This window comes from Zunongwangia sp. SCSIO 43204 (assembly GCF_019904275.1).
GTDB lineage: Bacteria > Bacteroidota > Bacteroidia > Flavobacteriales > Flavobacteriaceae > Zunongwangia > Zunongwangia mangrovi.
In genome coordinates this window covers 4,320,049-4,333,777 of record NZ_CP063204.1, presented here as the reverse complement: position 1 = coordinate 4,333,777, position 13,729 = coordinate 4,320,049, and the positions used below count along the sequence as shown (strand labels likewise).

The 13,729-nt window shown below is 36.0% G+C and carries 10 protein-coding genes and 1 pseudogene; 2 read left to right on the top strand and 9 right to left on the bottom strand.

Annotation, left to right across the window (positions count from 1 at the left end; translation table 11 throughout):
• The first annotated feature begins 101 nt into the window (after positions 1 to 101).
• Entirely contained in the window at positions 102 to 1,106 is a 1,005-nt protein-coding gene (locus INR75_RS19120; RefSeq protein WP_092543347.1) for a lipoate--protein ligase, read from the top strand.
• 27 nt (positions 1,107 to 1,133) lie between these two features.
• Here INR75_RS19120 and INR75_RS19115 read toward each other — a convergent pair whose 3' ends face one another.
• From INR75_RS19115 to INR75_RS19080, 8 genes and pseudogenes are all read right to left on the bottom strand, one after another.
• On the bottom strand, positions 1,134 to 1,538 hold the full coding sequence (locus INR75_RS19115; protein WP_092543345.1) for a BLUF domain-containing protein: 405 nt from the start codon (positions 1,536 to 1,538) through the stop codon (positions 1,134 to 1,136).
• Between the two features lie 645 nt (positions 1,539 to 2,183).
• Complete coding sequence (locus INR75_RS19110) at positions 2,184 to 3,047, bottom strand: RNA polymerase sigma factor RpoD/SigA (RefSeq protein ID WP_013070425.1); 864 nt, start codon at positions 3,045 to 3,047, stop codon at positions 2,184 to 2,186.
• Between the two features lie 267 nt (positions 3,048 to 3,314).
• Positions 3,315 to 4,551 (bottom strand): annotated as a pseudogene (locus INR75_RS19105) (IS3 family transposase).
• Positions 4,552 to 4,656: 105 nt separating this feature from the next.
• Complete coding sequence (locus tag INR75_RS19100) at positions 4,657 to 6,852, bottom strand: polyribonucleotide nucleotidyltransferase (RefSeq protein ID WP_223090073.1); 2,196 nt, start codon at positions 6,850 to 6,852, stop codon at positions 4,657 to 4,659.
• 248 nt (positions 6,853 to 7,100) lie between these two features.
• Complete coding sequence (rpsO, locus tag INR75_RS19095; protein ID WP_084840898.1) at positions 7,101 to 7,370, bottom strand: 30S ribosomal protein S15; 270 nt, start codon at positions 7,368 to 7,370, stop codon at positions 7,101 to 7,103.
• Between the two features lie 112 nt (positions 7,371 to 7,482).
• A complete protein-coding gene (accD, locus tag INR75_RS19090; protein WP_092543341.1) occupies positions 7,483 to 8,346 on the bottom strand; it encodes an acetyl-CoA carboxylase, carboxyltransferase subunit beta in 864 nt (287 codons plus the stop codon).
• A 117-nt stretch (positions 8,347 to 8,463) separates the two neighbouring features.
• On the bottom strand, positions 8,464 to 9,531 hold the full coding sequence (gene fbaA, locus INR75_RS19085) for a class II fructose-bisphosphate aldolase (protein WP_092543339.1): 1,068 nt from the start codon (positions 9,529 to 9,531) through the stop codon (positions 8,464 to 8,466).
• 45 nt (positions 9,532 to 9,576) lie between these two features.
• Positions 9,577 to 12,144, bottom strand: coding sequence for a BamA/TamA family outer membrane protein (locus INR75_RS19080; RefSeq protein ID WP_223090072.1), 2,568 nt, complete (start codon positions 12,142 to 12,144; stop codon positions 9,577 to 9,579).
• 38 nt (positions 12,145 to 12,182) lie between these two features.
• Here INR75_RS19080 and INR75_RS19075 point away from each other — a divergent pair, with 38 nt between their 5' ends.
• Positions 12,183 to 12,905 (top strand): RNA methyltransferase, encoded by a 723-nt coding sequence (locus tag INR75_RS19075; RefSeq protein ID WP_092543335.1) that lies wholly within the window; start codon positions 12,183 to 12,185, stop codon positions 12,903 to 12,905.
• Positions 12,906 to 13,003: 98 nt separating this feature from the next.
• Here the strand turns inward: INR75_RS19075 and INR75_RS19070 are convergent, their stop codons facing one another.
• Positions 13,004 to 13,726 (bottom strand): porin family protein, encoded by a 723-nt coding sequence (locus INR75_RS19070; RefSeq protein ID WP_092543333.1) that lies wholly within the window; start codon positions 13,724 to 13,726, stop codon positions 13,004 to 13,006.
• Between the last annotated feature and the right edge of the window lie 3 nt (positions 13,727 to 13,729).

The following is a 13,729-nucleotide window of genomic DNA, read 5'->3' as shown; positions in this document are numbered from 1 at the left end:
TAAGAATATGTTTGACGTGTAAAGATTATAAGGAAAAGCTTAAGCGGCTTCTTTATCGATTTTTAATTGAATATCTTTGAATAACCTAAAGAAAAAAGACCATGATTTTTATCGAAAATGAAGGAAATAACGATCCTTTTTTAAACCTAGCCTTAGAAGAATATATACTTCGGAATTTTAAACAAGGTCAGGATTATTTGTTGTTTTATATCAATGAACCTTCGATTATTATAGGTAGAAATCAAAACACGCTAGAAGAGATCAACCATTCTTATGTTGAAGAAAACAATATCAAAGTTGTCCGTAGAATTTCTGGAGGTGGCGCTGTTTATCACGATTTTGGAAATTTGAATTTCAGTTTTATTACAGATTATGATGTAAAAAGCCTGAATAATTTCAGAAAATTTACAGAACCTGTAATTAAAGTGCTGAATAAAATGGGTGTCCCGGCCGAATTAAAAGGACGTAATGATATTGTAGTGAACGATCGAAAGATCTCGGGAAATGCACAGTTTAGTAGCGTAAAAAGAATGTTTAGTCATGGTACGCTGCTGCTAGATTCAAATTTAGATGAAGTCACCAGGGCGTTACAGGTAAAAATGAGTAAAATTCAGTCTAAAGGGCACAAATCTGTTCGTAGCCGGGTAGCTAATATTAGTGAGTTTTTGGAGGAATCTTTAGACATTGAAAGCTTCAGAAGCATTATTCTGAAAGGACTTTACGAAGAACGAGAGGAATTTGAAACCTACCATTTAACTCAAGAAGAATGGGAAGGAGTGCATAAATTGAAGGCTGAAAAGTACGATTCCTGGGATTGGAATTATGGGCGATCACCAAAATTTAATATTCAGCGAACCAAACGATTCAAAATTGGCGAGATCGATCTGCGAATTTTTGTAGATAAAGGCCGAATTGAAGAGTTTAAGATCTTTGGTGATTTCTTTGGTAAAGAACCTGTTACTAACATTGAAAATAGATTGATTGGCGCACGTTACGATAAACCAGAAATAGAATCGCTTTTGGCCGATATCGATACCAAATTTTATTTTGGAGATTTACCAAAAGAAGATTTTATCGATCTAATTTATGGAGAAGATGAGGAATAAATCCTCAGAAAAGTGTGAACTTTAATATTAATCTACAAAAGCTTTTAAAATATTCTTTACAGCAGTTTGCGAAGAGTGATCCAGATTTTTTAGATACTGTAGATAATAGTTTTCGTTAAGCTCTTCAGATTCGTTGTATTTAGATAAAAATTCGCAGGAATACTCATCGTATTGATCTTGTTTGATCTCGCGATTAAAGATTTTGAATAAGTTACGATGCCTGCGGTCTTTCTCTATCTTTTGAAACACATCTTTTACCTTTAGCTCATCACCTTCTAAAACCTGGAAAAAATTACCTTCTGAATATAACAGAAATCCTGTTATGTTGTGATCTGTATTCCAGGATTGTGTCCATGATAGTACTTCATTAATATCTGTTTCTTCAATAGCAGGAGAAGCTGAGCTCACATAGCAAATCGCCCATCGTTTCATATTATTGGATTTATTGGTTAATTATAAATGTATTCAAAAGGCTTCACTTTAAGCCTTAGAAACCCAGGATTAACAAAAGCTTATAAATGAAGCGACCCCGGGTCATCACTCCGGGGTCATTCATCAATCAAAAAACGAACAGTTATTTTCATGGTCGGGTCATCACTCCCGCCACTAAACTGTTGTCATCTTAAATATCTTTAATTCTAAATTTCTAATTTCAATAATTCAGTTTAAGCAAAAGTCTGGCCATTTTTTTGGCTTAAAAGACTTCAGCGTAAATCAGTTTCAAATTTAATAAGTTTCATTTAGAAACAATAAATTTTAATTTAACTTTAATCTTTTTAAATGTTTAGAAACGTATTATAGTTTTACAATTTTAATAAAAATAGAATTTAGCAAGTATAAAAAAATATTAAAATCTGAAATTGGGTTTTTGGATATTTTGATGGCAGAAATGATTCTGAATTGTAAAAAACTTACTTTTTGAGGTAAAATCTTCAGAATCTTAGCAATTACAAAAGCTTATAAATGAAGCGACCCCGGGTCATCACTCCGGGGTCATTCATCAATCAAAAAACGAACAGTTATTTTCATGGTTGGGTCATCACTCCCACCACTAAACTGTTGTCATCTTAAATATTTTTAACCTAAATAGGTTTTTAAAATCTTACTGCGAGATGTATGTTTTAATCTTCTAATCGCTTTTTCTTTGATCTGTCTTACACGCTCACGAGTAAGATCAAAAGTTTCGCCAATTTCTTCAAGCGTCATAGGATGTTGATCTCCTAATCCAAAATATAAGCGAATAACATCAGCCTCACGAGGAGTAAGCGTTTCTAAAGCACGCTCAATCTCTGTTCTTAGCGATTCATGTAAAAGATCTTTATCTGGGTTTGGAGATTCACCAGATCTTAATACATCATATAGGTTAGAATCTTCACCTTCTACCAAAGGAGCATCCATCGATACGTGACGACCAGAGTTTTTCATAGACTCCTTAACGTCATTAATCGTCATATCAAGCTCTTTTGCAATTTCCTCGGCACTTGGTGGGCGCTCGTGAGATTGCTCTAAGAAAGCAAAAGTTTTATTGATCTTGTTAATAGATCCAATTTTGTTAAGAGGCAAACGTACAATACGAGATTGCTCTGCCAATGCCTGTAAGATAGATTGTCTAATCCACCAAACGGCATAGGATATAAATTTAAAACCACGAGTTTCATCAAAACGCTTCGCAGCTTTAATAAGTCCTAAGTTACCTTCGTTAATAAGATCGGGAAGTGTTAATCCCTGGTTTTGATATTGTTTCGCTACAGAAACCACAAAACGTAAGTTCGCTTTAGTTAATTTCTCTAATGCACGGTTATCACCCGCTTTAATTCTTTGTGCTAATTCTACCTCTTCGTCTGCGGTAATTAAATCTACTTTACCAATTTCTTGCAAATACTTATCTAGCGAAGCAGTTTCACGGTTAGTTACCTGCTTCGTAATTTTAAGTTGTCTCATCTATCTTCTCCTTGGGTTTTAATTGTGAATAGCTCTTGTATATATTTATACGTAAGAAGACCAAAAAATGTTACAAAATGTTTATATAATTTTTATTTGGGCGTTACCCAAAATACTTATTTTGGGTCGGGCTTTCTGCTGCAAGTCCGCGTTGCTTGCAGCAACTACGGGCTTTACGCGCCAATCCCTAACGCGAAAATAAGATTGGATTTTTATTCAGAAGAAAGTAATGAGTCGTCCTAAAATAGGTTGACAGTTTTTAAAAGTTTAAATCAATCCCGTGAAGCTAGCTTCACGGGATTTTTTGTTGTGTATAAAATTAGGTGTTTTGTAGCTAAGGCTTAGATGTGGTCTATGATTGTTATATGTTTTTATTGACTGTTGAACCAGCAGGCTGAGTTCTTTACCTGTATTGCATTTGTTTATCAAGAACTCTCCCTTTAATATCCCGTTAATTCGTTCTGCTAACGCATTTTGATAGCAGTCATACCCATCTGTCATTGAAGGTATAGCATTTGATCGCTTCAATTGAGTTTGATACAACGAGGAGCAATACTGCAAGCCTGTGTCAGAATGGTGTATTACCTCGCTTAATGTAGTTCTTCTTTTATTAGCCATTTTCATTGCTTTAACTACATTCTCTGCACTCATATCATCACTTAGGTGGTAGCCCATTATTTTTCTGCTAAAGGCATCTGTCACCAAGGAAAGATAGTGAGTTCTTTCTCTACTCTTGATGTAAGTAATATCGCTTACAAAGTATTGCTCCGGTCTTACGGGCGTAACATCTTTCTCAGGTTAGGGTGTTTTTTTAGCCAATGCCTAGAATCTGTTGTCTTTGTGTAATTCTTTTTTGGTTTTATAAGCATTGATTCTGACTTGAGATAATCAAATAGCGCATCCCTGCCTATTTTGACTCCGATCCTTTCAAATTCAACCTTGAGCAAATAATACAGTTTACGAGTACCCAGCCTTGGCATTTGCCGGCGCACCCTTAAAATCAGTGGTTTTATCAAGTCAAGTTCATCAGCTCTTATATTTTTTCGCTTTTCTGCTTGATAGACAGCCTGTCTGCTTATCCCAAACAATCTGCAACAACGTGACAGGCTTAGTCGGTGTTCTTGCCGGATTCGTTGGATTGATTGGGCAAATGCTTTTTTCGAATAGAAGTTCCATATTGTTGATCTGAGATATCGATCATCGTGTTGAGAATCTTATTCTTAAGCTTCTCATCTGATAGCTCTTTTTCTAGCCTCTTGATCTTTTGAGCAGGTGTTTCTTTCATTGTGTTACAGGTAAGTCTTGACTTTGGTTTATTCCAGTCTAAGGTACCGTGTCTGCGTAACCAAACCAAAACAGTATTCCTGCCTTGGATACCATAAGCTTTTTGGGCTTGTTTATAAGTCATTTCGCCCTTTTCTACCTGAGATACAAGGGCCAATTTAAAGCCTAAATTGTAATCACGCTGAGTACGTTTCTTCCCAGATCTTTCTGTATGTTTCATAAATAAGTCGAATTTGTGTCAACTTATTTCAGGACGAGACATAATATTAAGTAAAAAAGGCATCGAATTTCGATGCCTTTTTCTAAGAATATATAATCTAAAGGATTATTTTTTATCTCCTCTTGGTTTGCGATCATCACGTTTGTTGTGATTACGATCTCCACCTTCTTTGCGTTCCGGACGCTCTGGTCTAGGAAGTAAAGCTTTTCTCGAAACTTTTTCTTTTCTGGTCTTTGGATCTACACCAAAGTATTTAACGTCGATAACATCACCAAGATTTACAACATCTGTAACATTATTAGTACGTTCCCAGGCAAGTTCAGAAATGTGAAGTAAGACTTCGTTTCCTGGCGCTTCAATGTATTCTACTACGGCACCAAAATCAAGAAGTTTGATCACTTTTACTTCGTAAACACTTCCTTTTTCTGGTTTAAAGGTAATAGAGTCGATCTTAGCAAGAACTTTATCAATACCTTCTTGGTTTGTACCAAGAATTTCAACAACACCTTCTTCAGTAACAGGATCTTCGTTAATAACGATCTCTGTTTTTGTTTCTTTTTGTAACTCTTGGATCACTTTTCCACCAGGACCAATTAACGCACCAATATAATCTCCAGGAATTCTTCTGGTGATGATTTTTGGAGAATGTGCTTTAACATTTGCATTAGGTTCAGCAATCGTATCGGTTAGTTTACCAAGAATATGTAACCTACCGTCACGTGCTTGCTTAAGGGCTTTTACTAAAATTTCGTAGGAAAGTCCTTTAATCTTAATATCCATCTGGCAGGCAGTAATACCATCTGCAGTACCAGTTACTTTAAAGTCCATATCTCCTAAGTGATCTTCATCACCAAGAATATCAGAAAGTACAGCATAATCTTCACCATCAGAAATTAATCCCATAGCGATACCAGAAACTGGTTTTTTAAGCTGAACCCCTGCATCCATTAAAGCCATTGTACCAGCACAAACAGTTGCCATAGAAGAAGAACCGTTAGATTCTAAAACTTCAGAAACAACACGCACGGTATAAGGGCAATCTGCAGGAATCATTCCTTTTAATGCTCTTTGCGCTAAGTTACCGTGACCAATCTCTCTTCTTGAAGTTCCTCTAATAGGATATGCTTCACCGGTAGAGAAAGGAGGGAAGTTATAATGTATGTAGAAATTCTCTTCACCCTGATAAGTTGGAAGATCTACCTGGTTAGCCTCACGAGACGTACCTAAAGTTACAGTAGCAAGCGCCTGAGTTTCTCCTCTGGTAAATACAGAAGAACCGTGTGGAGAAGGTAAATAATCAACTTCACACCAAATTGGACGAATTTCGTCGGTTTTTCGACCGTCTAGTCTAATTCCTTCTTTTAGCGTAAGATCACGAACAGCATTTTTATGGGCAGCGGCAAAATAACCAGAGATCATTTTACCTTTCTCTTCTAATTCTTCTTCAGAGAACATAGCCAATACTTCGTCTTTTAGATCTGAAAAAGCCTGACTTCTTTCTTTTTTGCTAGTTCCGCCTTTAGCGATATCGTATGCTTTCTGGTAAGTAGCTTCATGAATTTTCTTTTCAAGATCTTCATCTGTTTCGGCTACTTCATACTCACGAGTTTCTTTTTTGCCAAATGCTTCAGCAAGTCTGGTTTGAGCCTCACACTGAACTTTAATAGCTTCATGTGCGAATTTAATAGCCTCTGCCATTTCTTCTTCTGAGCATTCGTCCATTTGTCCTTCAACCATCATTACAGAGTCTGCAGAAGCACCAACCATGATATCCATGTCTGCTTCATCCAGTTTCTCTCTACTTGGGTTAAGAACAAATTCGCCATTAATTCTTGCAACTCTTGCTTCTGAAATTGGAGTTTCAAAAGGAATGTCTGATAATTGAATAGCGGCAGATGCGGCAAGTCCTGCTAATGCGTCTGGCATAACTTCGTCGTCATGAGACATTAACTGGATCATTACCTGAGTTTCAAATTTATAGTCTTTTGGGAAAAGTGGACGCAATACACGGTCTACTAAACGCATTACTAAAATTTCTTCGCTACTTGGTCTTGCTTCTCTTTTAAAGTACCCTCCAGGGAAAAGTCCTGCAGCAGCAAATTTTTCACGGTAATCTAATGTTAATGGAAAGAAATCCATTGTAGTTGGCGTGTACGAAGACACTACAGTACAAAGTAACATTGCGTTACCCATTTGTACAACAACAGAACCATGAGCCTGTTTTGCCAATTTACCGGTCTCGAGAGAAATGGTTCTACCATCTCCTAAATCGATAACTTCCTTAAATGTTTTTGGAATCATAATAATTTCGAATTCTTGATCTGAATAACTTCACCAGATCTATATTAGTTAAACATATGGTCTTTCCGTCTTTATCTGGACGGCCAGGAGTTGTGTTGTTGTCGTTGCAGGCAGACCAATGAAAAACTACCCTTACTTGGGTGACAATTTCTAAAATAGGATTGATCCTATATTGTAAAGAACTTATTTTTGGGTATTTACATCTACCCGGGCTGTATAAAAAAAGGGGGCAAAAAGCCCCCTGAAAATTATTTTCTTAATCCTAATTCCTTAATGATTGCACGATATCTCATGATATCCTTTTTCATTAAGTAATCAAGAAGTCTTCTTCTTTTTCCTACAAGACCAACAAGAGAACGCTCTGTGTTGAAGTCTTTACGATTGCTTTTTAAATGCTCAGACAAATGAGAAATTCTGTAAGTGAATAATGCAATTTGTCCTTCAGCTGAACCAGAATCGTTTTTACCGTTTCCGTACTTTTCGAAGATTTCTTCCTTCTTTTCTTTAGTTAAATACATTCCAATATTATTTAAATGATTTTTATGTATTGACAGCTTTTCTGTCAGGCCGCAAATGTACTACTTTTTTGTACAATTACTATTTATTCTTTAAATTTTCTTTTACCAATAATTAAGCTCTTACCGGTTGATTTTGAATAAGATCCAGGTAAAGATTTACCTTGTTCTTAAGTTCAGATCTTTTGGTGATAAAATCTAAAAAGCCGTGTTCTTTCAAAAATTCTGAAGTTTGGAAGTCTTTAGGAAGATCTTTACCAGTAGTGTCTTTAACCACACGAGGCCCGGCAAATCCAATAAGTGCTCCAGGTTCAGAAATATTTATATCTCCTAACATCGCAAAGGAAGCGGTTGTTCCTCCCGTAGTAGGATCTGTACATAAAGAAATGTAAGGAAGTTTTGCTTCAGCCAATTGCGCTAGTTTTACTGAAGTTTTAGCTAACTGCATTAAAGAAAGTGCTGCTTCCTGCATTCTGGCACCACCAGATTTAGAAATGATCATAAAAGGCAGGTTATTCTGAATTGCATAATCTGCAGCACGGGCGATTTTTTCACCAACTACAGATCCCATAGAACCTCCAATAAATTTAAAGTCCATACAGGCAATAACCAGTTCTTTACCTTTAGATTTTCCTACTGCTGTTCTTACAGCGTCTTTAAGTCCTGTTTTATCCTGGGCGGTTTTTAAACGATCAGTATATTTTTTAGTGTCTTTAAAGCTAAGAGGGTCTTTTGCAGAAAGTCCTTTATCCAGTTCTTTATATTTATTATCATCAAAAAGGATCTGGAAATATTCATTACTTCCTATTCTTACGTGATAACCATCCTCTGGACTTACATAGAAATTGCTTTCTAGTTGTTCTGCATCAACGATTTTTCCTGTTGGGGACTTATACCATAAGCCTTTTGGAACATCTTTTTTCTCCTCAGTAGGGGTTTGGATACCTTTTTGTGTTCTTTTAAACCAAGCAGCAGCCATAGTATTTCAAGTTTTTATCTCTTTTGTTCAATCAACTTCATTTACAAAAGAGCAATTAATATCAAAAAATAAAAACAGCTGAAATTTAATAATCTCAGCTGTTTATTAAGCTTATTCTTATAAAGTATTTACGTTGTTAAGATCTTCGAAAGCTTTCTTTAAACGAGCTTTAAAAGTAAGTTCTCCTTCACGAACCCATTTTCTAGGATCATAGTACTTTTTGTTTGGAGAATCTTCACCTTCAGGATTACCAATTTGCGCAGCAAGATAATCTTTGTTTTCGCTCATGTAGTCTCTAATTCCTTCTAGGTATGCATATTGAAGATCTGTATCGATGTTCATTTTAATAACTCCGTATCCAATAGCCTCACGAATTTCTTCTACAGTAGATCCACTACCACCGTGGAATACAAAGTCGATGTGGTTTTCTTCAACATTGTATTTTTTAGTGATATATTCCTGAGAGTCTTTAAGGATCGTTGGAGTAAGTTTTACGTTTCCTGGTTTATAAACACCATGAACGTTACCAAATGCAGCAGCAATAGTGAACTGGTCGCTAACTTTGCTTAATTCTTCGTAAGCATAAGCTACTTCTTCTGGTTGTGTGTAAAGTTTAGAAGCATCAACATCACTGTTATCAACTCCATCTTCTTCACCACCGGTAATACCCAATTCAATTTCAAGAGTCATTCCCATCTTGCTCATACGCTCAAGATATTTTTTACAAATCTCAAGGTTTTCTTCAATTGGCTCCTCACTTAAATCAATCATGTGAGAACTGTAAAGAGGTTTTCCGGTTTTTTCGAAATGCGCTTCACTGGCATCTAATAATCCGTCTATCCAAGGTAAAAGTTTCTTGGCACAGTGGTCTGTGTGCATAATAACTGTAGCTCCATAAGCTTCAGCTAATGTTTGTACATGCTTCGCACCAGCAACACCACCAGCGATGGCAGCTTTTTGATCTTCGTTAGAAAGACCTTTACCAGCGTTAAATTGTGCACCTCCGTTAGAAAATTGAATAATAACAGGAGAATTTAATTCAGCAGCAGTTTCTAATACAGCATTAATACTGCTTGAACTAATTACGTTTACAGCAGGAAGGGCAAAGCCTTTCTCTTTGGCGTAATTGAATATTTCTTGTACTTCCTTTCCGGTTGCTACACCAGGTTTAATGTTGTGACTCATAATTTAAGTTGAATTAGGTTTACAAAAATAATAAAATAAACTGGCTTAGAAAGGATAATTGATACCAACATTGTACACGGCACTACCAAAATTATACTCTTTAAACCATCTGTCGCCTAATGATCTGGCAGGATTGTAGGTTTTAAATCCTATATCGAAACGAAGGATAAAGAAATTAAAGTCGTATCGTAAGCCAAAACCAGAACCTACAGCGAGGTCTTGCAGATCTGAGAAGGATGTAAAAGTAGAAGCTTCATCTTCTACAATATCCAAAACATTCCAAATATTACCAATATCTACAAAAAATGCACTGTTCAAAGATCCAAATAGATTGTAGCGATGTTCAATGTTAAAAGCAAGTTTCATGTTTGCTTCATTAAACTCGTTACGTCCACCGCTACTTCCAGGGCCAAGATCATAAGCTTGCCATGCACGATTATCGTTGGGTCCACCTGCAAAGAAACTTCTCGTAAATGGGATACTATTGGCATTTCCGTAGGGAATTGCTACACCACCAAATGCTCTAACGGCAAAAATATTATCGTGACCCAGATCCCAATGTTTTATAAAATCGATCTCTGGTTTGATGTATTGTGAGAAGTTTACTCCTAGAACATCATAATTTCCATTTTCATTTTTATCGAGATCTGCAACACTGGCAACAGCAGATAAAAAGTTTCCGGCGGTCTCAATTTTGAATCTGAATCTGGTAAATTCACGATCGTAAAGATTGTCTTTTGTATTCCACAGATAGGTGAAATTAGAGGCAAAAATCAGGTTGTTTTCTGTCAGTCGCTGTTTTCTTTCGCCAATATTTCTAACAATCTGGGATTGATTATCTGTTAATCCCGTCGTGACACTTCTGTTATTCTGAACATCATCAATAAATGCATCGGCACCGTTTGGGATGGTAAGATTTCCGCTTCCGTTTAGATAGGCCGGATCTGTAACCACATTAACCGAATTTACCACTTCATTTAGATCCTGATAAGAGCTACGATATACATTAAAATAATTTGCTGCATTCAGGTTTCTTACATATTGAATATCTAACAGATCGAAACTGTTCGACAATCTTCTCGACGGCGTCCATTTATAATTTAATGCTCCTGTAATATTTTGTTTATCTAGCCCAATATTAGTTTGTGTACTTACCCCAAGACTTAATGAAGTAAATGGAGACATATATTTAGGGATAAATTTTTCAGTATTAAAAGGCAGGAATATTCTTGGGAAACTAAGGCTTACATCAGCTCCAATTTCGGTAATATCAAAAAAGCGATCCTGGTCGCTGGTCGTCACCGCATCTTTTGAGGATCCTATACTTCCACGAGCAGAGATTTCAAAATTTTCAGCTCCACCAAAAACATTTCTAATTAATAGAGAACCACCAAATCCTATCCCAAATTGTTGAATATTAGATTGAGAAACATCAAAATCGAAACCTAGAGAATATTTTTGCTGCGGCGTTAAGAATATATTGGTGATCAAATCTGTCCCGGTACTATCTGCCGGATCTGGCATGTATTGGATGTTTGGATATTTAAAAACGCGATAAGAATTTAACCGGCTATAGGTTCGGGTACGATCGATATCACGATAAATTCGCCCCGGTCTAATAAATACAGCATCTGTAATTGCTTCTGGTTTAAAATCTAACTCATCATAAGAGTAGAGATAAAAGTCTCCTTTAACCTGAGCACTATCTAAAAGCGGTTTGTTCTTATTAACAAATTTATAGTCGGTGATGATATTTACACGGCTAATTTTGTGAATTTTAAAGGTGTTTTTTACCGTGTCTTCTTCATTAGTTGGTAGATCACTAATGATCACACTTGTGTTTACATTGTGATTCGTATTGATCGTATCGGCGTCGAAACTTATATATTCCTGTTCAAAATTATAAACTCCGTTGTTTCTGAAAAGTGAGGTTAAACGATCTCTTTCAGCATTAAAGTCTAATGTTTTATACTGTACACCAGATTTTATGATCGAATTCTGGTCGTGTTCATTATAAATTGAATCCAATACCGGTGAGCTGATTCTGGTTTTAATCGAATCGATATCGTAAGGTGTCCCGGTCTCTACAAAATATTCTACTCGCGCTCTTTTTTCTTTCCTAAGCGGAATAACCTCAGAAGAAGTTTCTACATTAAACCAACCATTATTCCAATAATAGGCTTGTAATTCTTCTTTAGAATCTTCTATATCTTCATTGCGCACTGTTACCGGAGCTTCACCTGTGCGTTTAATCCAGGCGTTAAAATCTTTTTTATTCTGAATTAATTGATCGAACTGTTTTCTGGAAAGGCGGTTAACCAATCTTCTGAATTTAATCGAATCCTGAATGTATTTTCGATCTAAAATAGAATCGATATTTGGGCGGGCTAGATTATAAAAATGCAATCGTAATGGAATACCTAGCAATCGCGTATTGGGCTCTTTATCTAATTGATTATAGATGCTCGCCTGGCTAATTTTATCACCATTTACATAAATTTCGTTTTTCTCTAATAGCTGTTGGTTATCGTCAAGGCGTTTTACTGCGTCGCACGAAAACAGAATAAGAGATACTAAAAAAAATAATGATATTTTTGCGAAAAGCCTTTTCAAACAGTAGTTTTTAAAGTGATCAAAAATACATTTTTTGGATGGTTAGTAAAAGCCAAATTAAATTAATAACGAGCCTTGCTCAAAAAAAGTACCGACAAAAAAACGGACTTTTTGTTGCTGAAGGGATCAAAGTGATTCGGGAGCTTTTAAATTCTGATTTTCAGTTAGAAAAATTATTTGCTTCAGAGGCGATTTTCGATGTTTCTGAGGATCAATTTATCTTGGCTGAAGAACGCGAGCTTAAGAAGATCAGTTTTCTTAAAACACCGCAAACTGCTTTGGCACTTTTTAAAATTCCGCAGCAAAAATTAGAAGTTTTAGACGATCTAACACTCGCTTTAGATGGTGTTCGCGATCCCGGTAATTTGGGAACTATTATTAGGCTTTGTGATTGGTTTGGCGTGAAAAACCTGGTGTGTAGCCAGGATACGGTAGATTGTTTTAATCCAAAAGTAATCCAGTCTACCATGGGATCGATCACCAGGGTAAATGTGGTTTATAAAAACCTGTCTGAATTCTTGCAATCTCAGGATCTGGTGAGCTACGGAACCTTTATGGAAGGTGAAAATGTATATCAAAAAACACTTCAGCAAAAAGCTGTGTTGGTGATGGGAAATGAAGCGAATGGAATTACTTCAGAAATAGAACAATTGATTTCAGAAAAAATAAGTATTCCTCAATTTGGCCAATCTCAGGAAACCGAAAGTTTAAATGTGGCCACGGCAACAGCAATTTTCCTTAGTGAATTCCGAAGAAAATAAACTTTAGGTTTTCAGAAAAAAGGCTTGAATTTTATCGAATCTTGCCTGGTAGTCTAGAATTACTGATGTGAAAAATTAAAAAAATCTTCAGCGATAATTTACTGAAAAGTAAAGTTTAAAAATATCGCCCTGGTCTCCATTTTATCGATATTTCCAGTGAATCTTCCATCATTAGGAGCATCATCGCGAATTAACTCGTCATTAAATCCAAATACCCCACGAATAGAAGGCGTAAATTTGAAGTAATACAGGTAAAAATCGATACCAAAGCCAATTTCCCAATTGTAATTATTGGTGGTCATTCTAAATTGCCCAGCATAATTATCGTCGGTTTTATCTTCATTACTGGAAAGGTTGGCTGAATATGAAACGCCGCCAATCAAAAATGGCCTAAAGTTATTTAAGCGATTGGTGTTTATTTTTAGCAATAGCGGAACATGAATATAGGTAGAATTGATTTCGCGATACCTGTTTTCTTCGTTTACACCGTTTCCTAAAGGAAAATAAAATCCTCGGGAAGCAAAATTAACACCCGGTTGCAATCGTAGATCAAGATTTTTATGAAGTTTTAAGTTTCCTAAAAGACCAACATTAAAACCAATATTTCTTTGTACGGCTACTTCGCGACCGGTACGCGGACTGCTATCGTACTCGTTATATTTAAAGTTGAAATCGTACGAATTGAAACCTAAAAAATAACCCCACGACCATCGTTTATTATCGATATCTACACTTTGCTGCACTTTTTCTTTCGAGAAAAGCTGTGCCTGCGCTTGTGTAAATGAAAATAAAATGATGAATAGTAAGAAATATCGTTTCATACA

Bases quoted from the DNA above. Each gene is read 5' to 3' on its own strand.
- INR75_RS19120 (WP_092543347.1), top strand. From the start codon at position 102: ATGATTTTTATCGAAAATGAAGGAAATAACGATCCTTTTTTAAACCTA.
- INR75_RS19115 (WP_092543345.1), bottom strand. From the start codon at position 1,538: ATGAAACGATGGGCGATTTGCTATGTGAGCTCAGCTTCTCCTGCTATT.
- INR75_RS19110 (WP_013070425.1), bottom strand. From the start codon at position 3,047: ATGAGACAACTTAAAATTACGAAGCAGGTAACTAACCGTGAAACTGCT.
- INR75_RS19100 (WP_223090073.1), bottom strand. From the start codon at position 6,852: ATGATTCCAAAAACATTTAAGGAAGTTATCGATTTAGGAGATGGTAGA.
- rpsO (WP_084840898.1), bottom strand. From the start codon at position 7,370: ATGTATTTAACTAAAGAAAAGAAGGAAGAAATCTTCGAAAAGTACGGA.
- accD (WP_092543341.1), bottom strand. From the start codon at position 8,346: ATGGCTGCTGCTTGGTTTAAAAGAACACAAAAAGGTATCCAAACCCCT.
- fbaA (WP_092543339.1), bottom strand. From the start codon at position 9,531: ATGAGTCACAACATTAAACCTGGTGTAGCAACCGGAAAGGAAGTACAA.
- INR75_RS19075 (WP_092543335.1), top strand. From the start codon at position 12,183: ATGGTTAGTAAAAGCCAAATTAAATTAATAACGAGCCTTGCTCAAAAA.
- INR75_RS19070 (WP_092543333.1), bottom strand. From the start codon at position 13,726: ATGAAACGATATTTCTTACTATTCATCATTTTATTTTCATTTACACAA.